Origin of the sequence: Massilia sp. MP_M2, assembly GCF_039123635.1 — a bacterium.
Taxonomy (GTDB): domain Bacteria; phylum Pseudomonadota; class Gammaproteobacteria; order Burkholderiales; family Burkholderiaceae_D; genus Telluria.
On record NZ_JBCHJF010000009.1, the window covers coordinates 182123 to 203050 of the forward strand.

Below are 20928 nucleotides of genomic sequence, written 5' to 3' on the forward strand. Positions count from 1 at the left end.
ATTTTACCGCGCCCGGGCTTCACGCGGCGGCGCCGGCGGGTCCGGGAGGCGGGTCAGCGTGGCGTTCTCGCCAACGGCAGGCAGTGTCCCATAGTTGCGGCGCCCGCGCAGGAACGGCTCTTCGACGATATTGAAGCTGAGGGTGGACAGCGCCCAGGTGATGGCATAGGCGCACGCGACCATGAAAGCGGCATCGAGCCAGCCGATGCCGGTCGGGCGCACCAGGCCGAATGCTTCGGCCAGCACGTGCAGCACTGCCATGTGCAGCAGGTAGAACGAGAAGCTGATCTTGCCGCCGTGGCTGAAGATGCGCCCGAACGCAGTCTGCGCACCGGGCTTGAAGGCGACCCAGGCCAGGATCAGCAGTGCCCAGCCGGCGCTTTCGAGCATCGTCCAGATGATCCAGAACGACGCATGGGGCGCAGTCAGGAAGCTGGCATTCACGTGCATGAGCCGGGTGTCCCAGACCACCAGCGCGGCGCTGGTAATCACCAGGGCCGGCGCCCAGCGCCGCAGGGCGGCCTCGTGACGGGCGTAGGTCATTGCCGCGATCATGCCGATGATGAACTGGTCGAAGCGTCCGACGAAGGTGCTGAAATACATCAGGGTGCTGTTGGTGTTGACGGTAAACGCCGCCGCCTTGAAGAACAGCAGCAGCACCAGCCAGCCGGCCAGGTAGCGCATGCCCCGCTCCATCGCAAAGCGCGCCAGGAACGGAAACACCAGGTAAAACATGAATTCAAGGGAGATCGTCCACGCTGCGCCAGTGATCACGGTTTGCGACGTGGGCGGCATGCCGAGGTTCGACGCAAAGAAGAACAGCAGGTCTTGCGGCTGGAACTTGTCGCGCGAAATCGAGGTGGCCACCAGGAAGATCACGACGTACAGCGGCGCAATGCGCAGCACCCGGTTGCGCAGGAACTCGCCGTAGCGAATCCCGCGCTGGCGCAGCGCGATCTGCATGAACAGAAAACCCGACAGCGTAAAGAACAGCCCCACACCGGTGTGGCCTTCGGAGATCAGGGAGGCCCAGGGATTGACCAGGTCATTGCCGCCGAGACGGCGATATTCCAGATGAAAGTGGAACATGAACACGAGCGTCGCAGCCAGCCAGCGTAGCTGATCGATCCGTGGGTTGTACTGGATGTTCAGCGACCGCATGGCATGGCCTCAGGCTTGTGCACGATGCAATATAGTAACTGACAAGGTGCTATTGCCGTTGCCTGTATCGACCGACAATCGACTTTTTTGGCCTGGGCCCTATGCGGCCACGCCCAATGCCTGCAAGACCGGCAGGCGCGCCGTCTCGAACGCATGCGCCTGGCTGCGCAGCATGTCGGTCTGCAGGGCATCGTCCAGCACCGGCTGGCCATCCTTCATGATGCGCTGGCCCTGCGCCTGCAGCGCAGCAGCCGCGAAATCGGCCAGGGCCTCGACGCCTTCCACACCAAGGCTGCGCGCCAGCAGGAACAGCTGGTCGATGCGGCGCACCGGGAATCCGCCGCCCGTCACCGGCGAGGCCAGGCAACCGACATCTTCGGCATAGCGCGCCATGCCGCACAGGCGCGTATTGAGCAAGAGCGTGCCGGCCCTGGCATCCGCGATTGCCTCGTCGGCCTGGGCCGGGTGCAGGTTCCCGGCGCCCGCCAGGATCATCACTGCCTCGACGATCCGGGCCAGCGTGGCGCCGTGCGGGGCCAGCGTGCTTTCGAGTTCGCCCAGGCTATGCGGCCGGTGGTCGGCCAGCGCTTCGAGGATCGGGCGGTAGACCTCCTCGTGCAGGTTCGCTTCGCCCAGCGCGCCACTGACCTTGAGCTTGACGTTGGCGGCCGGCGTGGCCAGCACCACGCGCATGGCCCGCAAGCGCTCGGTACGGTCGGCCGGCGCCAGGCGGCGCGCGCCGCGCACCCAGTAATCGCGCCGGAACAGGCGGTTGACGATGAAGTCGCGCGCCGTTTCGCGAAACCCGGCGTCCGGGATCGCGGCCAGCATGTCCTGCTGGGGTGCGGTCAGGTTCAGCATCGGCACGTGGTCGAGGAACTGGGCCGACGTGGCATAGCTCAGCTTCGCCCCTTCCATCCAGGTGCGCATCTGCGCGAACGGCATCGGCTGCCAGTCGCGGTTGAAATATTCGTGCGCCAGATAGCGCCGGTCCTGGCTGCGCAGGCGCTTCATGTGCTCGGTCACCTGGGGATTGACCTTGCCATACAGCGCCCCGCTCGCGATCAGCCCATCGACGAAGTCGAGCGCAGCGTCAATGCGCGCTGCGGGGCCGATGCCTGGGGGATTGAGCGCCGCGTCGAAGCCGGCCATCAATTCGGTCACCGGTCCGGTTGCGGCCCAGCCGGGCTGGGTGTTGTAGCTGACGTAGACGACGCCGCCCACCTTGAGCTTGCGCTCGATGAAGCCAGCGATCACGCGGCGGTTGGCGTCCGACACCCAGCTCCAGATGCCGTGCAGCGCAATGAAGTCGAACTGCGGCAGATCGGCGCGCTGGCAATACGCTTCGAAGGCCTCGTCGGACAGATTGGCCGCCAGCGGCAGGTCCTGCGCCAGCTCGCGCGCAAAACCGACCTGGGCCGGATTGAAGTCGGTGCCATGCCAGGCTGCATCGGCAGCGACGGCATGGATATTGATGCTCATGCCCTGGCCAAAGCCGAGCTCGCAGGCAGTCTGGACGTCGGGCGGGACGATGCCGGCCTCGAGCAGGGCCAGCCGTGCACGCAATGGATTCAGTTCGGGATAGTAGCCGTAGGTATAGGCTAACTCGGTCATGTAGCCGTCGGACCAGTCATGCATGGGAGGATCTTGTTTGTTGAGCGATAAAGTCTGTGCACTCTAGCACGACGCCGCAGGCGCGCCGACGCGCATGCGGCAAAAAAAAGCCCACCGCTTTCGCAGTGGGCCTGGCGTTGCATGCGTCGCGATCAGCCCGGCACGGAGCCGATCAGCTGGATATCGCTCGACACCGCCATGCCGTCGGAGAAACTGGCGATCACCGTCAGTTCGTTGCCATCGATGCGGGCGTTGTTGTCGAGGTCGCGGTAGAAGAACAGCGCGCCATCGTTCAGGCTGTTGGCGCTTTGTGCCAGGATCAGCAGCGTATCGAGCTGCGCGATCTCGCCGCCGCTGAACTGCGCATTGAGCGCGTTGGCGGTGGCCGACATGTCAGCGCCCTCCGAGATCGTCATGCGGGCAGTAACTTGCAGCGCAACCGCTTCGGTGTCGGCAGTGAGGTCCGCGATGCTGTCCCAATCAATCGAGCCAGTGAAGTTCTTGTCGATCAGCTGGGCGACCTCGTTCTCGAACAGGATGATGTCCTGGTCTTGGTCGAAGCCGAAGATCATGTCGTACGAAGCGGCGGCGATGTCGGTATAGGCAATCGTCATCGTCCCGCCCACATCGGACACGGCGTCATGCCCACCGCCGGTATGAATCCGTCCGCTGAATCCGGCCCCGGCCAGATAGGCGTCATTCGAGATCGTGCTGTCGGCACTTTCCACGTCAACGCTGACCATCGTGACAGCGCCGAACTCGAAGCCCTCATGGTCGATTTCCCGTGCGCTGCCGCCGGCAAAATGGACTGCGTCGCCTGCCATCACGCCATCATTGGTGGCGAAGGTGCCGTCTGCCCACTGCATGAAATACACGCCAGGGTTGACGTCGCTGACAAACACCTTGCCGGCAGCAGCCGCCAACATGACCGAGGTCGCCGTCGACGAACCGCTGGCGATGTTTTCCAGGGTAAGGCCGTCAGCGTTGGCCACGCCGGTGATGTCCCCAATTGCAGCGCTGATCACCACGCCGAAATCAATGCCGGCGCCGCCACTCTGAACGACATCCGGCAAGGTGAAACGCAAATTGCCGCCATTGGAATCGACCACGCCAATCGGCGTAAGCGCGCCAAAGTTGCTGATGATAATGCTATTGATATTGACGTCATCGGCCCACTGCACCATGTAATCATTGTCAGTGCTGCGACCGCCTGCCGTGAAGGTGCCGCCCACGCTCGTGCCGCGCACGATCGCCCAGACATCGCCAGCGCTCGCGCCAAGGTACGCTGAAAGCACTTGCGTAACACTGCTGTCAAAGTGCGGCGTCGCGATGCGGTCACCGATATCGAAACCGGTGATGATGTCCATGCCGGCAGTGCTGCCGCCATCGACAAAGATGCCAGTCGCTGTATCGCCTGACAGAAAGAAGAGAATATCGTCCTCGCTCACCTGCTCGGCCAGGTTGATCATGTCGGCACCTTCTCCACCCACTATCACGTCGAATCCCTCGCCACCGGTGAGCACGTCGTTACCGGCGCCGCCGAACAGGTAACTACCAACGCTGCCTTCACCCTGATTGCTGTTACTCGTACTGGTAATGATGTCGTCGCCATCGAAGCCCCACACTGCCTGCCCCGATATCGCGTCGCCCTTGATGGAACCGAGCGCGAATGCAAAGGTCCCGTTATCCTCTGGCACCGGGCCGCTGTCCGGCAGCAGGCTGAACGTGCCTTGGACGACTTGTGCCTGCGCGCCCAGCAAAGTTGAGCCGATATTGCTTCTGGTAGAGTTATCGACCGAAAAGACGGGTGTATGGTCTTTGCCATCAAACATGCTCATTTCGCCGGCAAAGTTGCTGCTCACGACAGGCCCGTCCAAACCGGGCGTAACCCCGAATGCAGGCGGCTCATCGCTGGCCGGACCGTCAATGAGTTGCTCGATCGACGCACCGACGTTGCCGGCCGCATCGATCAGGCGCAGTTCGATCGTCTGGTCGGCCAGCGCAAGATCGATATCGGCGATGATAAAGGCGCCATCGCGGTCGATCAGATCGCTATCGAGCACGGTCCACGCATTGTTGCCCGCGAGGCGGTACTGGATGATGCCGTCACCCAATGGACCATCGATGGCGAACAAGGCCGACGCACTCTCTTGCGACGTGCTGGCAACGCCGTTGACGCCGTCGACCAGGCGCAGGAAGCTCACCGCGACGGTTGGCGCGGCGCTGTCATACACAATCTGGACGCTCGTACTGTCGAGCACACGGCTGCCCTGGACGGCGCGCATCGTGATCGAGGTCGTCACATCCGGCGGCAGCGAGAACCCCTGGATTCCCTGTTGACGGTCCAGCGACAGGTCCGAAATGGTGACGGTGTTGTGCACGGTGTCCACATCGCCGCGATTGACCACGCTCCAGTTCTTGCCATCGAGGCTGAATTCGAAGTGCTGGCCGGTGACCAGATCGCGACCCGTGTAGCTGAACGTGACGTCCGCGGTGTCCTGGTTCGTCACCTGGTCATCATCCTGGTCGTCATCACTCTGGGTGACGCTGGAAAAATCGATGTTGATCGTCCTGCCCGGGGTTGGCACGGCCGGCGCCGGCGGGTAGACCACCTCGACCGCCGCTGGCAAGCCGCCCTCGGCCAATGCCTTGACCACGTCTTTCAACGTCGCACTTGCCGGCATGACCTTGAGTACCTGGGCCATGCCACCGCCGCGCAGCAGTTGCTCCAGCGTGACCGGGTCGCCTGCGGCCGCCCTGGCGGTATCGGCCAAGGCCTGGGCCAGCGCGACCGGATCACCCAGGCCGCGAGCGGTATCGAACAGCGCCAGCAGGGTGCTACCGCTGGCAATTGCCTGGACCACCGACGGGTTCTTGGTGGCGGTATCAGCGAACGAGACGGCGGCAGCGACCAGTGCATTCAGGTCGGCAGCGCTGCTGTCAGCCGTGACGGCGCGCACCAGCACGCGCGCTGCTTCGATTGATGCGTAGCCGCTGTAGCCGCTGCCACCGGCTTCGATTGCTGCAGTAAAGGCATCGGTCGCCTGCAGGCGCAGCGTCGACAGGCTTTTGTCGGTGCCTTGGGCGCCTCCGAGGATGGCAATGGACACGTCGGCGAGGGTCGCGTTGCCGCTGGTGATGGCATTGGCCCAGTACGCCAGGCCCGTCGCATCCGGGGCACGGTTGAACAATTGCTGGTATATCTCGGTGATGCGCTCGTTCAGGGTGTCGCTGCCAAAACGGGTCTGCGCTTCTTCGGATGAGGAAAATGCCTTGGTGATAGCGCTCAGTTCGCCGTTGGCGCTGGCAAGCTGCTTTGACCAGAACGCCAATCCTGCCGGATCAGCAGGACGGCCATAGAAGGCGAGATAGAAGGAATTTACAGTCGAAGCGTAGCCGTTTTGAGTGGTCATGATCTGCCATTGTTATTCACCCGCGGAAAGAATTTCCACGTGGAATTATTATGCAGAAAAGCCAACATCAGAAACAGCAACATCAAAAGTTTATCGAAACCCAGTGGGGTTTCCACTACAAAAATTGTCTGGGCGACAAATTTTCAACACTTCTGCATTGCTTTCTTACAACCTTCTTCGCCTGGCCGCTTGAGAGGCTTCAAGAAACCTTCCCGGGCCGCTTCAGTGGCGGGTGGGGAAGCGCAGCTGACATGGTCAGCCGCGCACTACTTGATGATCAGCCGCGCTTGTTGCGACGGGTGAATGCCAGGCCGGCCAGTGCCAGACCCATCAGGGCAACGCTGCCTGGCTCAGGCACTTCGCTCTCGAGTCCGCTGACGCTCAGACCATTCAGGTTCACGGTCAGGCCCTTGTCCAGACCCAGGGTACGAATGCCGATCGTGTTGAACGACGTCAGGTTCGAGTTGCCGGTTGCCATCAGATCAGCGCCGGTCAGCGACGACTTTTCGTTAGCCGTTGCATTGAGCCACATGTCGAAGCGGTTGTAGGTCGTCGAGCCAGCGGCCTTGTACAGGTTCGCGAAGATGTTGTAGGTGGTACCGGCAACCAGGTTGCTGTTGTTCATGAAAGGACCACCCTCGCCGCCCAGGCGTGCGAACAGGTCGTTGGTGCAGCTGCCACCCGTGCCGCAGTTTGCCTTGAAGCCGACGTTCGGACCTTTGTAGGCTTGGGACAGGTTGTTCGAGTTGCCGAACCACAGGGCCAGGAAATCGTTGTTGTCGACCGTGGCACCGGTGTAGGTGAAGCTGAAGTCGATCAGCACGCTGCCGCTCTGGGCTGTCGGCATCACATTGGTGTAGGCCGTGTTGCTGTCCGAATTGAAGGTCAGCGTAGCAGGAATAGTAGCGGCCGAAGCGGCACCAGCGGTCAGCGAAAGGGCCAGCAGAGCGATATTACGGATCATTGTTGTTTCCTAGTAGATCAAAGTTTGAACAGCACCGCCCCCTATAAGCAAACTTGATGCCAGGGCGTTACCTACCATACAAATCAATGACTTATTTGATATTCCTCAATGCCCTGATGCAATCATGTAAATCTATCCGACAAGCATGCGATCGTTCCCTGCTGGTTGGCGCGGCTGACTGACTTATAATATCGGCCTGTCCGTTCACCGCTTGCTCTTCTTTATCGCCATGTCTTCCGCTCAACAGTACGTCAATATCGCCGCCTACAAATTTGTCACGCTCGACGATCTGGAAACCTTGCGCCCGCAGTATCAGGCGCGGTGCAACGAGCTGGCCCTGAAGGGCACGGTGCTGCTCACGCCGGAAGGCATCAATATGTTCTTGTCGGGTACGCGCGAGCACATCGACACGTACCTGGACTGGGTACGCAGCGACGCCCGCCTGGCCGACCTGACGTGGAAAGAAAGCCTGTCGACCGAACAGTCGCACAAGCGCATGCTGGTCAAGATCAAGAAAGAGATCATCACGATGCGCATGCCGCTGATCAAGCCGGAACTCGGGCGCGCGCCGGCAGTTGATCCTGTCACATTGAAACGCTGGCTCGACCAGGGTCATGACGACGACGGCGTCGAGGTCGTGATGATGGAAACGCGCAATGCCTTCGAAGTCGACGTCGGCACGTTCGAGAACACGCTCGACTACCGCATCGACAAATTCACCGAATTTCCTGAAGTGGCGGCGCAGCACAAGGATGAGCTGGCCGGCAAGACAGTCGTGACCTTCTGCACCGGCGGCATCCGCTGCGAAAAAGCGGCGATCCACATGAAGGAAATCGGGTACGAGCGCGTGTACCAGCTGGAGGGCGGCATCCTGAAGTACTTCGAGGACGTCGGCGGCGCGCACTACACGGGCGACTGCTTCGTGTTCGACTACCGCACCGCGCTCAACCCGAAGCTCGAGCCGACCGAAACCGTGCAGTGCTTCGCCTGCCGCGCGGTGGTGACGCCGCGCCAGCAACTCGCGCCGAGCTATGTGTATGGCGTGTCATGCGCGCACTGTATCGGCAGCAGCGACGCCGGCGGCCATGCAGCAGCCGGCGAGGCAGCAGCCTGATTCAAGCCAGCGGCGCCACGCCCACCAGGCCCACATCCTCGATGGCGGTGCCGTCGGCGCCCACGATGCGCGCAATCCATGCATCAACCACGACCGGGTCCGCCGCATCGAGCGCGCTCCTGGCATCGTTGACGGTGGCGAGAAATGCCATCGCCAGCTCGAACGCCGCATCGCGCCCATAGGCGGCCACTTCGTTTGGCGTATCCAGGCGCAGCGTGAAGACCGAGGCGACGGCCACCTTGCCGTCAAAGACGATTGCATCGGCACCGACGGCCGCGTCCGAGATTTCCCGGACCGCGTCGTCGATCGCGATGACACCACGGTCGATCAGGTCAGCCCAATACTTGATCCCCGCGGCCTCGGCTTCACGCCCGAACAGGTGGTCGTAGACTTTGGTGACCACGGTGCGACTGTCCATGTGGCTGTAATTATCGCGGTATTCCTGCGAGTCAGCGAACGAGCGCGAAATGTCGCCCAGTGTCACGACATTGCCGGCCAATGTATCCATCCAGTAATCCAGACCGCCGGGATCAGCCGGGCGGCCAAAGTAGGCGACGTAGAGTTGCTGGACTTCGAGTGCTTTGACGGCCATGGAAGAACTCCTCGATTGGTAATAAATTGATATTAATCCAATCGAGGCAGGTGCGGTGCAAATCCGGCCGGCAGGATCAGCGGAAAAACGCCGCGATCTCGCGAATCGACTCCGGCGCGAGCGTGCCGGCGGCGGCGCGCAGGCGCATCAGGCCGACGAGGTAGGAATAACGGGCCTGGGCCAGGTCGCGCTGGCTGGTGAACAACTGCTGCTGCGCGTTGAGCAGGTCGAGGTTGATGCGCACGCCGCCCTTGATGCTCTGCTGGGTGGCGGTCATCAGGAGCTTGCCCGAATCAACAGCCTTGACCAGTGCATCGATCTTGCGGCCGCTGCTGAGCACGAGGTCGTGCGCGCGGCGCAGCTCGATCAGGATCTCGTTGCTGCGTGCATCGAGCTCGGCCTGGGCGCGGCCCAGATTGGCTGCGGCCTGGCGCGTGGTGGCGTTGACCGAACCGCCTGAATAGATCGGGAAATTGACCTGGAAGCCCAGCGCGCGGTTGGTCGATTCGGTGCCCCGAAGATTCAGCGTTTCACTGTCGTTCTTGCTGTAGGCGGCAACCAGGTCCACGCGCGGCAAGTGGCCCGCGCGGTTGCGGTTGATGTCCAGGCGGGCGTTTTCCACACCCAGGCGCGTGGCGGCCAGCGTGTTGTTGCGCGCCAGGGCCAGGCTGCGCCACTCTTCGAAACTGCCCACGTTAAGCGTTACCGGCCGGAAGTTCTCGGCCAACTGGTCGAGCGATCCCGGGTCGGCGCCGATCACGCCGGCCAGCGTGTTGCGCACGGCAACCACGTTGTCCTGCGCCTCAACCAGCTGGGCCTCGGCCAGGTCGAGCCGGGCCTGGATTTCCAGCATGTCGGTGCGAGTGCCCTCGCCCAGCTGGAACAGGCGGGTGTTCACTTTTTGATGCTCGAGATAGGCATCGCGCTGCACGCGCGCCAGTGCGAGCTGGTCTTCGGCAAACAGCGCGTCCATATAGGCGCTGACGACGCGCACCGAGACTTCGTCCAGGCCCGCTTCGTAGGCCTGTTCGGCCTGCTCGCTTTGCACCTTGCCCTGGCGGTAGCGCTGGATGCCGTCCATATTGAACAACGGCTGGCGCAGCTGGACGATCGACGACCGGCTCAGGTAACGCGGGTGAGTCAGCTCAGTAGTACCCTGAACGCGTTGCGACGGCTGCAACAGGTCGGTGATATTGCGGTTGAACGAGTGGCTGGCCGAGATCTGCGGCAGCAACTGCGCGCGGCCGAGGATGCGGTTTTCTTTGCCGCTCTCGTTCTCGAAGTAACGCATGCGAAACACCGGATCGTTCTTGAGCGCGGCCTGGTAGGCCTGCTCGAGCGTGATCGCGCCGGCGCTGCCGGCGGCAGCGGCCAGCAGTGCGCCAGCCACGAAGGTACGCAGGCGGGAGGTATGGATGGACGTCATCGCTTACTCCTCGCTCAGGGCCGTGTGGGCACGGTCCATGATCGGCTTGAACAGGTAGCTCATCATCGTGCGCTCACCCGTCTTGACGAACAGTTCGACCGGCATGCCGGAGCGGATATCCATATTGTTCGCGATGATTTTCTTTTCACCGGCCGGCGCCACCTTGACGTGCACCTTGTAATACGGGATACCGGTTTTTTCATCGACGGCGCTGTCGGCCGAAATATGGGTCAGTTCACCTTCGATGTGCGGTGTCTTGTTGGTATTGAAGGCCGAGAAGATCAGCTCGACTGGCAAGCCTGCATGCACCTTGTCGACCAGATTGGTCGGCAGCCGGCCGTCGATGATCAACGGTGCATTGCTCGGCACAATGTCCATCATCTTGAAGCCCGACGGTACGACGCCGCCGTTGGTAAACACCGCCAGGCCGACCACGGTGCCGTCGGCAGGCGAACGCACCGCGACATTGGTCAGCTCGAATTTCTGGGCCATCAGGCGCGCGTGCTGCCCTTCGGCTTCGCGTTGCTGATCGTTCAGCTGGGTGCGTACTTCCTTCTGGTATTCCTGCAGACGTTGCGAACGGCGCATGGTCAGTTCGACCACCTGGCGCTGCGAACGGCCGATATTGCCGATGTCTTCCGAAATGGCGCCACCGAGCTGGGCATAGGTGCGCTCCAGGTCGAGCAGGCGGTTACGGGCGACGTAGCCTTCCTTGGCCAGGTCGCGCATGCCACCAAGCTGCTCTTTCAGGAAACCGACCTGCTCCTTCTTGCTGTCGCGCGATTCCTGCAGACCGTTGATCTGCATCTTGAGGCCCTCGATACTCGCGTCGACACCCGACAATTCGTTCTGCAACGCACCCTGGCGCGACATCAGCAATTGTTCTTGCGAGCTCATCAGCTCACTGATGCGCGGTTCGCTGCGGCGTGATTCCAGATCGGCGGGCCACTTGATCGTGCGGGAGCCGTCGCGCTCGGCCAGCAGGCGCGAGACGGTGGCCAGCGCCGACAGGTATTGCGCTTCGGTGGCCTGCACTGCGGACTGGGCCACGATCGGATTCATGCGCACCAGCACCTGGCCCTTCTTGACCACGTCGCCATCGCGCACCAGCAATTCCTGGACCGTGCCGCCGCTCAGGTGCTGCACGGCCTGGCGATTCGATTCGCTGGCCACGGTGCCGGACAGCGGCACGCCCTTGTCGAGCGGTGCCAGCAGGGCCCACAGCATGAAGCCGCCAAAGCCAAACAGGACGACCAGCCAGCCGATGCGGGCGAATGCGCGCGCATCGGTCTTTACTTCGAGCGGGGTCACGTCATGGGTGATGACGTCCGCTGCATCTTTCTTAAGCAACTTCATCAGTTAATTTCTCCAGGTGCTGGCGCTGCGGTGGCAGCGGGGGCAGCAGGGGCTGCAGGGGCTGCAGGGGCTACGGGTGTAGTTGGGGCTTGCGGTGGCGTGACGGCGGCATCGGGGGCGAGGCGCTCAGGCACCGCATAGCGCGGCCGGCGGATCTTATCGGCAGCCGGCTTCTCGCCACCCTGCTCCGCGACGCGCTGTTGCGCTGCCTCGACCGCTTTCTTGTTGGCCTCCTGCATCGCCGTCATCACCTGCTGGGTCGGGCCAAAGGCCTGAACCATGCCATCTTTCATGACCAGCAGTTTGGTGGTGGCGCCCAGGATGGTTGGACGGTGCGTGATCAACACGATGGTCTTGCCGCGCTTGCGCAGCTCGAGCACGGCGGTGACCAGTGCCTGTTCGCCGACTTCATCGAGATTCGAGTTCGGCTCGTCGAGCACGATCAGGGCCGGATCGTCATACATCGCGCGGGCCAGGCCCAGGCGCTGCTTCTGGCCGCCGGACAGGCCGCCGCCCGCATCGCCCAGCGGCGTGTCATAACCTTTCGGCAGGCGCAGGATCATCTCGTGCACGCCGGCGCGCTGGGCTGCCAGCACAACTTTCTCGGCATCGACCTCGCCGAAACGGGCAATGTTTTCGCTGACCGTACCGCTGAAGAGTTCAATGTCCTGTGGCAGGTAGCCGATATTCGGGCCCAGCTCGGCCTTGTTCCATTGGTAGATGTCGGCGCCATCGAGGCGGACCTTGCCCATCATCGCCGGCCACACGCCCACCAGCAGGCGCGCCAGCGTCGACTTGCCCGATCCGCTCGGGCCGATCACGCCGAGCACGTCGCCAGCCACGATGCCGAAGCTCAGATTGCGCACAATCGGCGTGGTCACGCCCGGTGGCGCTGCTGTAACGGCTTCGACCGTCAGCTTGCCTTCAGGCTTTGGCAACGCCATGCCGGCCGCGCGTTCGGGATTGGTTTCCAGCAGCTTGGTCAGGCGCTCGTGCGCGCTGCGGGTGCTGCTCCAGCTTTTCCAGACGCCAATCACTTGCTGCACAGGCGCCAGCGTGCGACCGACCAGGATCGATGCGGCAATCATCATGCCGGGGGTGATTTTGTTTTCCAACACCAGCAGTGCGCCAAAGCCGAGCACCAGCGATTGCAGCGCGGTCTGGACGAATTTGGTAATTGCACCGATCGTGCCGGCCTTCTGGCTGGCATCGGCCTGCAGGGAAAGGAACTTGCCGTGGGTTTTGAACCAGCGGCCCATCAGATTCGGCAGCATGCCCATCGATTCGATGACTTCGGCATTGCGCAGATTGTTGGTGGCCATCGCACTGGCGGCCACGGCCATCGAGTTCGCCTCGGACAGCGGTGCACGCGTGACGCGTTCATTGACGATCGCCAGAATGATCAGGATGATCGTGCCGCCCAGCGCAAACCAGCCCAGTGCCGGCTCGAACAGGAAAATAACGAACAGGTAGATCGGGAACCATGGTGCATCGAAAAACGCGAACAGCGCATTGCCGGTCAGGAACTGGCGCAGGCTGGTCAGGTCGCTCAGCGCCTGGCCGGCGTTGCCGCCGCTCTGCTTGAGGTTCTGCTCGAAGGCGGCGGTGTAGATGCGCTTGTTGAGCATCATGTCGAACTTGGCGCCAACACGCACCAGCACGAACGAACGCACGACCTCGAGGCAGGCGATAAACAGGAAGGCGCCCAGCATCAGCAAGGTCAGCATCAAGAGCGTGATCTCGTTGCGGCTGGCCAGTACCCGGTCGTACACCTGCAGCATGTACAGGGATGGCGTGAGCATCAGGATATTGATGATCGCGCTGAAGACACCGATGGTGATGAAGGTGCTCTTAAACGCAAGCAATGCGCGTTCGATTTCGTTTTTAGCGTTTAGCAGTTTTTTCATGGACGATGGTCGGGAATCAGAATCGGGCTGGGGCTGGCTTACCCTGCATGTTGCCGAATTACAAGCAACCGTTTAGCGCGTTCATTATGACGCATAAAACTCATAATTTGTGATACAGATCACAAATTATGAGCACATTGACTACATTCAGTCGCATCGTTTCCACAACAATCCGTATCAACCACAGACGTTAAAAAACCCGCGACCTTGCGGTAGCGGGTTTCTCATCTTACTTGCCCAAGCCCGCCGAAGCGGGCTGGATAATTAAGCGCCTGCCTTCAGCGAGATGATGCCGTCGACCAGTTGCAGGTCAGTAGCATCGACACCGATCAGGGTGATGACGGTGACGTCGTCGCTGGCCGAACCGAAGGCTTCGGTTTCGACGTGGACTTCGGTACGGGTACCGTTCTGGATGAAGAAGACTTCCAGTGCGGCGTTATTGCCGGTGGTCAGGGCGCCGCTGTTCACGACGTAACCTTCGCCGATGACCAGAGCATCCGAACCCGAACGGCCGAAGGCGCTGATGGTCACTGCCATTTCATCGCCCAGCAGGAAGACGTCCGAAGCCGAAGTTGCAGCAGCCGAAGGGCCGTCCAGCATCACTGGGGCAGCGAAGCCAGCGGCCTCGAATGCAGCACCTGCATCGACAACTGCCTTGTTCAGAGCAGCCAGCTCGGTCTTCAGAGCGCGCGCTTCGGCCAGATCGGCAACAGCGTCAGCCAGTTCTTCGATGTTGGTGTTGGCAGCTTCGATATCGTCGAATGCATCGCTGACAGCAGTGACTTCGTCAGCATTGGCAGCCAGCAGCGGGTCAGCGTTTGCATCGGTCAGGTCAGCAGCAGCGAAGCCAGCGTCGACATCAGCGTCGACGTCAGCAGCCAGTGCATCGCGCAGTGCGGTCACGCCTGGGTACTTGACTTCGGTCGCGCCGGTTGCCAGCACGAAGTTACCAGCAGCGTTGATCGAGATCAGGTTGACGGTGGTGGCGCCGTCAACGAAGGTCACGACTGGGACTGCGGCAGCGCCAGCTGCAGGAGCAGCAGCCAGTTGGATGTCCAGCGTGCCACCGACGCGGGTGTTCAGGCCCGAAGCAGCGACGTCCAGTTCGACTTGGGTCTCTGCAGCCAGCTCGATTGCAGCTTCGTTTGCAGCAACTGCAGCACGCTGGTTAGCGATCGCAGCGCTCAGGCCGGTGATGGCAGCAGCGTCAGCGTTGGCGGTAACCAGTGCTTTGTTGGCATCGCTCAGTGCTTTGGTGTTGGCAGTGCGCTGATCAGCGATCAGAGCAGCTTGCACCGATGCGGTAGCACCGGTGTAGGTGCCGGTGACTTCGGCATCGATTGCAGCGATTGCTGCGGTTTCAGCAGTGGTGATCGCGGTGCCAGCAGCAGTTGCCGATGCGAATTCGTTTTCGTCCAGGAACGTATCCAGGTTGTCGTCAGCAGCTTCAACAGCAGCCAGGCCGCTCGACAGCGTGAATGGGGTGCCGGCTTTGACGACAGCAGCGACTTGTGCGGTCAGGTTCGCTGGAGCGATTGCGGTTGCCAGGGTTGCATCGGTGGTGACCGTTTTGACGAATGCTTTAGCCAGGGTCAGCGCCGAGTTACCAGCGTAACCTGCGTTTTCTGCCGTGGTGTCCAGAGCAGCGGTGAAGGCGGTCGAAGCAGCGACCTTGTTTTCAACGGCTTCTTTGTCGGTGGTCAGCGCTGCTTTTGCAACTTCAGCAACGATGGTGTCGACCTTGATGGTGCCGTTGGTCAGCAGGTTTGCCCAGTACGTACGACCAGCCACATCAGCGTCACGGCCGAACAGGTTTTGGTAGACGTTGTTGACGATCTGGGTGTTGGTCTGACCGAAGTAGGTCACGATGTATTCTGGCGATGCGGCGAACGCGGCCGACACTGCAGCGGTTGCGCCGGCGTTGGCTTCAACGACGTTGGTCCAGTAGTCCAGGCCTGCGGTGTCAGCAGGACGGCCGAAGTATGCAACGTACATTTGTTGAACTGCTGCAACGTGGGTGGTGACGATAGCCATGTGTGTAACTCCAAAAAAATGAGATCGATCGATCGAATGTTGATTCTTTATTGCAAGAGCCAGGAACACTCTTGAAGTCCAACGAGCCGCATCATGACAGATACGTCAGCATCACTCGTGTGACGGTCATCACAGTAAGGGCGAAGTTTTCTGAAAAAATTACAATTTCTGGACAAAGTTGCGAGATAAAACCCATTCTCTCTGGCGATTCTCTTCAATTATCACCAGCTACCCTAGGAATCTTGTAATTTGATAATGTTCCTAGACGTTACATCTTGAAACAAAAATAAGGCTGTATGCACACAGCCATTAATTCTTATTGGATAAAAAAACCCGGAATCTCCGGGTTTTTTTATTATCGAATGTGCAAAAAACTCAGCGCCAGGTTGCAGCACCATTCACCGTGCGGCGATTATCGATGCGCCCGTCGAAGATCGTTGCGGCAGTCGACGACGGCCCACGCTCGTTGGTCAGCAGTCCCTGAATGTTCAGGTAGCCCTGACGTCCGGCGGCGTCACCCGACAGGCGGCCGTCGCTGGCAACGGTACCCTCGCCGCGCAGCTTGACGATATCGGTGCGCGTGGTCAGATCCATATTGGTGTTGAAACTGCGTTTCGCGAAATCGACGTTCAGCGCGCCATTCGACAAGATCGCCGGCGCGGTCACGATGATGCCACTGCCATATTCGGTCATGACATAGGCTTCGCTGCTGCGCAGGCTGAATCCGACACTGCCATTATTCGGCGCGACATACTCCTGGCCTGGCGTACGGAACAGTGCGAAATAACCATTGATCGCAATCCGTTGATTCTTTGCATCTTGTGCAGCAAAGTCGAACGGCGCCGCCTCCCCGTTCACCGGTTGCCAGCGCCCCCAGATAGCAAAGCGCTCGACTGGGTTTGGCACGCCGACCAGCAGTGGCGGCGATACCGGCGTCTCAGGTACCGGCACCGGCACGGGCGTTTCAGGCACCGGTACTGGTACCGGCGTTTCAGGGACCGGTACCACCACGGGCGTTTCCACGTCAGGCAGATCGACTGGCGGGTTCGTCGGCTCGGCCGGCCCTGGATTGACAACCTTGTCGATGGCGGTGTTCAGACCGATGTTCTTGGCCACCTCGACATTGACCTTCGGCTGGTCGGCATCCTTCTTGGTCAGGGGCTCGTCCGGACGCGGCGGTGCCGCCTGGTCGGGGCTATGGCCGCCGGCGTCCAGCACCTGTGGCGCGGCCTGACCACGTGTGACCTGCACGAGTTGCCCGCGCTGGAGAGCGCTCAGTTCGCGGCTGGCTGCGCCTTCGCACGGCCCGGCCCCGTCGGGCCGGCAACTACCCACGAATCCGCTCACGACGACGCCGCCCGAAAACACGGAAACGCGCGACGTGTCGTTGTCGGTCGTGACCGTGAAATCGGTGCCACGTACGCCAATCGCGGCCACGGGCGTATTGAAGCGGAAGTTCTGGCGCGCCTGCTTGACTGCCTCGCCCGACTTGCTGCGCGCGGTGCCACTGAGCAGCTCGAACTTGACGCGGGTGTTGGCGGGGTTCTGCTTGTCGATCTGGTAGGTAATGATGCGGGCCCGGGTTTGCGGGCGCAGGATGAAGAGGCCATTGTCGGCCGTCTTGACATACATATAGCCATCGGCGCCGGTGGCCAGCATCTGCCCTTCTTCGACACGCGCGCCTTCGACGGCCGCACGCTCACCGGCCGAGGCGGCGCCGGTGACGAAAATGATCTTGCCTGCCTCGGCGGCATGGGCAAACTGCGCGGCGCATGCAAGCGTGGCGGTAATGAATAATTTGTGCAAGATAGACCCCTTTCCTTCCCACTGTACCGCGTCGCCTTGACGCGCTGCTGTGACGGTTATCACATTCTAGCGCAAAGGGATGGTGCCGTAATTGGCATTTCAGTGTGCGATATTTCCAAATAAACAATGCAATCGAGCAATGCGTCCAGTTATACTGCGTCACTACACTTGACCAACCAATTCTTTGACAAGAGCGCAGCGCGTGGCTGAACCGAGAACGCAAGCACGTACCCGTGGCCGCTGGATCATTGCTGCGCTGGCCTTCATGGTCACCCTATGGACGCAGTGGTACACCACGGCGGGCTTGTCGCCATCTGACAACAGGTGGTCGCGGATCGGCCTGAACCAGGTGTCCTTCCTGCCCAATGAGTGGCTGCGCGACGCCTTCCTGCGCCTGCAGGTCAGCACCGCGCCCGAACCGCGCATTCTGGTTGTCGACATCGATGAAGCCTCGCTTGGCGAACTCGGGCCATGGCCCTGGCCGCGCGAGCGCCTGGCGCACCTCGTGGAAATCCTGCTCACACGCTACGCCGCGCGCGGCGTCGCCCTCGACATCCTGCTGCCGGCCGCCAGCGGCACCGATGGCGATACGCGCCTGGCCCTGCTCGCCGCGCACGGCCCGCTGGTGCCGGCCCAGGCCTTCGATTTCGACTTTGCCGGCAACCGGCCGCAGCCGGTGCTCGACGGCCACCTGGGCGGCGCGATTGCCGGCCAGGCCGGCGGCGTCCCGGCCACCGGCTTCATCGGCAACTTTCCGGGGCTGGCACGGGCGCCGCATGTCGGCGCCATCGGTTTCATTCCCGATGCCGACGGCGCACTGCGCCACGTGCCGCTGGTAACGCGCTTTGGCGGCAAGGCCTATCCGGCGCTCGGACTGGCCCTGGTCAACTGCTGCACCGGGCGGCCGGCGCTGGCCGTCGAGAACGCCGGCCTGATGCGCATCCCCTATACACGCGACTGGCGCGCCTATACGGTGGTCAGTGCTGGCGACATCCTGGCCCAGCGGATCGTGCCCAAGGGTGCCAGCGAGCGCCTGGTGCTGATCGGTTCATCGTCACTGGGCATGGGCGATCGTGTCTCGACGCCGCTCGCGGCCAACCGACCGGGGCTCGGCGTGCAAGCCACCATCCTGTCGGCCCTGCTCGACCGTCAGGAAGGCAGGCAACCGGCGCCGTGGCCGGGGCGCGCCATCGCCTGCCTGTTCGCACTGGCTTCCTGCGTGGCCTGCACCTTCGCCTTCCCGCGCCTGTCGGCCGCCAATTGCGTGTTGCTGCTGGGCGCCAGTTCGGCCTTGTGGCTGGGACTGGCCTACGTCGTGGCACCGCACGACCCGGTGTTCGCGCCGGTGGGCCCGCTCGGCACCAACCTGTTCCTGCTGGCCGTGGCGGTGCCCTACGGCTGGCAGCAGGCCCAGCGCCGCTCGCGCCACCTGCTGCAGACGCTGCGCCAATACGTGGCGCCGGCCGTGGTCGAACAATTGCTGCGCAGCGAAGAAGAAGACCCGCTGCGCCCGCGCCGCTGCGACGTGACCACGCTCGTGGCCGACATGGAAGGGTATACGAGTCAGGTCGAGACGCTGCCGGTGGAAGCGGCGGCCACGCTCACGCGCGACTTCCTCGATTGCCTGACCGGCCCCGTCATCGATCACCAGGGCACGCTCGACAAGTACACGGGCGACGGGATGATGGCGTTCTGGGGCGCACCATTGCCGCAGGCCGAGCACGCCGACCTGGCGCTCGATGCGGCGCGCGCCATCCAGCTGCGCGTGAACGAGCTCAGCGCACGCCGGGTGCGCCAGGGCTACCAGCCGCTGCGGGTACGGATCGGCATCGAGAGCGGCGCCGCGATGGCGGGCGACTTTGGCACGATGTTCCGCAGCATCTATACTGCGGTCGGCGACGGCGTCAATACCGCCGCCCGCCTGGAGCAGGTCGCGCGTGATTTCACGCACAATGTCATTATTGGTCCGGGAACGGTCGAGCGCAGCCGGCGCCACCGTTTCCTCGCCCTGGGCGAGCGCCTGCTGCGCGGCAAAGAAAGAGCGACACCTTTGTATACATTCGAACCCAGTCTGCAAGCAAGCAGCGCCGTGCCGGAGCAGACATCCTGAACCCGTCCCCTACCGTCCTGCACGCGTTAGCAGGCCTGAGCCTGGCGCTGGCCTGCAACTGCGGCCTCGCGCAGTCAGGCAGCCCATCCCCTGGTGCCAGCCTTGATGACGCCGCCCTGCCCGGCCCATCCGGCCATACACCGGAAGAACGGCTGTACCAGGAAGCCCTGCAGTCGCTGGCCGAAGGCCGCAAGAGCGATGCGTCCGAGCAGATGTCGCGCCTGATCGGCATCGTGCCGCAGCACGCCGGCGCCTGGCTCGACCTGGCGCTGATCCAGTGCAGCCTGGGCCAGGGCGATGAAGCCGAGCGCCTGTTCGCCAACGTCGAAACCCGCTTCAATCCGCGTCGTGAAATCCTGGAACTGATTGCCGAAGCGCGCGATACCGGTTGCGTGCGCTGGACGCCGGCGAGCACGGCCGCCATCAGCGTCAGTCGCGGCATCGACGACAACGTCAACCAGGGTGCCAGCAATTCGTCCTTCATCGTCGAAGGCCCGGACGGTACGGTCGAACTGCCGCTGCTGGACGATTTTTTGCCCAAGCGCGACGGCTACACGCAAGTGAGCACCGACTACCTGCGCGACATCACGGCCAACGGCACACTCGGCTTCCTGCAATTCCAGGGCCGGCGCTACGACAGCCTGCACGACTACGACACGACGGCGCTGTACGGCGGCGTCGAATCGCCGTGGCGGCTGGGCAGCTGGCTGGTGCGCGGCACCGCCTCGCTCGGGCTCACGGGCATGGGCGGCCATCTGTACCAGCGCCAAGCCCAGGCACAGGTGCGCGTGACGCCACCGGTGCCACTGCCGCCACGCACCCAGTTGCACCTGATCGGCGCGGCCACCCGCACCGATTACGCCACCCTGAACGCGTTCGACGCCAACCTGGTCGAGGCACGCGCGCTGCTGAGCCATTACACGGGCAAACTCACTGCCACCGTGACGGCCGGCGTGCAGTCCGACCGCGCGCTGGCCGACCGCCCCGGCGGCAATCGGCATGGCGCCTACGTCAGCCTCAACCTGCGCCGCCCGCTCGGCTGGAGCACGACGGGCGAACTGGCCTATACGCGCCAGAGCTGGGACAGCGCCAGCGCCTATTCGCCCGAACTGCTGATCGACCAGGTACGCGCCCAACGCACGCAGGTGCTGCGCGCTTCGCTGACGTACCAGATCGGCAAGCAGCAGCGTGTCATTCTGGAGGCGCGCGCAGTGCGCAACCGCGAGAACATCTCGATCTTTCAGTACAATAACCGCCAGCTGCAGTTGAGCTGGCAATGGCACACGCCGTAGGCAGTACAATCGCGGTCCTGATTCTGTAGAGGGCTGTTCTGGTGAGACTGGAAGCGATTTTGTTGGTCTGCGCGTCGCTCGGACTGTTGGCCGGGTGTCTGGTGCCAAACCGCTGGCTGCCGCCTCTGCCGAACGATAA

At 62.3% G+C, this 20928-nt stretch carries 13 protein-coding genes; 3 read left to right on the forward strand and 10 right to left on the reverse strand.

The annotated features are described in order from the left end of the window. Positions 1-3 precede the first annotated feature (3 nt). The 4 genes from RCH14_RS18595 to RCH14_RS18610 form a co-directional block, all read right to left on the reverse strand. Positions 4-1161, reverse strand: a complete 1158-nt coding sequence (locus tag RCH14_RS18595) for an acyltransferase (protein WP_343027590.1) — start codon at positions 1159-1161, stop codon at positions 4-6. Positions 1162-1260: 99 nt separating this feature from the next. Beyond that, the gene (locus tag RCH14_RS18600; RefSeq protein ID WP_343027591.1) at positions 1261-2799 is read right to left on the reverse strand and encodes a class I SAM-dependent methyltransferase; all 1539 of its coding nucleotides are present in this window, start codon (positions 2797-2799) and stop codon (positions 1261-1263) included. Between the two features lie 128 nt (positions 2800-2927). Then, positions 2928-6188, reverse strand: a complete 3261-nt coding sequence (locus RCH14_RS18605; RefSeq protein ID WP_343027592.1) for a DUF4214 domain-containing protein — start codon at positions 6186-6188, stop codon at positions 2928-2930. A 277-nt stretch (positions 6189-6465) separates the two neighbouring features. Next, a complete protein-coding gene (locus tag RCH14_RS18610; protein WP_343027593.1) occupies positions 6466-7152 on the reverse strand; it encodes a PEP-CTERM sorting domain-containing protein in 687 nt (228 codons plus the stop codon). Positions 7153-7381: 229 nt separating this feature from the next. Here RCH14_RS18610 and RCH14_RS18615 point away from each other — a divergent pair, with 229 nt between their 5' ends. Then, on the forward strand, positions 7382-8266 hold the full coding sequence (locus tag RCH14_RS18615; RefSeq protein WP_343027594.1) for a sulfurtransferase: 885 nt from the start codon (positions 7382-7384) through the stop codon (positions 8264-8266). Between the two features lies 1 nt (position 8267). Here RCH14_RS18615 and RCH14_RS18620 read toward each other — a convergent pair whose 3' ends face one another. From RCH14_RS18620 to RCH14_RS18645, 6 genes are all read right to left on the reverse strand, one after another. After that, positions 8268-8858: a DUF4214 domain-containing protein gene (locus RCH14_RS18620; RefSeq protein ID WP_343027595.1), complete on the reverse strand. Its 591-nt coding sequence runs from the start codon at positions 8856-8858 to the stop codon at positions 8268-8270. Between the two features lie 76 nt (positions 8859-8934). After that, positions 8935-10284 (reverse strand): TolC family outer membrane protein, encoded by a 1350-nt coding sequence (locus RCH14_RS18625; protein ID WP_343027596.1) that lies wholly within the window; start codon positions 10282-10284, stop codon positions 8935-8937. 3 nt (positions 10285-10287) lie between these two features. Further along, a complete protein-coding gene (locus RCH14_RS18630; RefSeq protein ID WP_343027597.1) occupies positions 10288-11640 on the reverse strand; it encodes an HlyD family type I secretion periplasmic adaptor subunit in 1353 nt (450 codons plus the stop codon). After that, positions 11640-13547, reverse strand: a complete 1908-nt coding sequence (locus tag RCH14_RS18635) for a type I secretion system permease/ATPase (RefSeq protein ID WP_343027598.1) — start codon at positions 13545-13547, stop codon at positions 11640-11642. Before RCH14_RS18635 ends, RCH14_RS18630 begins: the two co-directional genes overlap by 1 nt. A gap of 264 nt (positions 13548-13811) precedes the next feature. Further along, on the reverse strand, positions 13812-15581 hold the full coding sequence (locus RCH14_RS18640; protein ID WP_343027599.1) for a DUF4214 domain-containing protein: 1770 nt from the start codon (positions 15579-15581) through the stop codon (positions 13812-13814). Positions 15582-15956: 375 nt separating this feature from the next. Then, positions 15957-17387: a FecR domain-containing protein gene (locus RCH14_RS18645; RefSeq protein WP_343027600.1), complete on the reverse strand. Its 1431-nt coding sequence runs from the start codon at positions 17385-17387 to the stop codon at positions 15957-15959. Positions 17388-17589: 202 nt separating this feature from the next. On the opposite strand from RCH14_RS18645, the gene RCH14_RS18650 reads away from it, so the two are divergent. Next, positions 17590-19497, forward strand: a complete 1908-nt coding sequence (locus RCH14_RS18650) for an adenylate/guanylate cyclase domain-containing protein (RefSeq protein WP_343027601.1) — start codon at positions 17590-17592, stop codon at positions 19495-19497. A gap of 212 nt (positions 19498-19709) precedes the next feature. Next, positions 19710-20789 (forward strand): tetratricopeptide repeat protein, encoded by a 1080-nt coding sequence (locus tag RCH14_RS18655; protein ID WP_343027602.1) that lies wholly within the window; start codon positions 19710-19712, stop codon positions 20787-20789. The last annotated feature ends 139 nt before the right edge of the window (positions 20790-20928 follow it).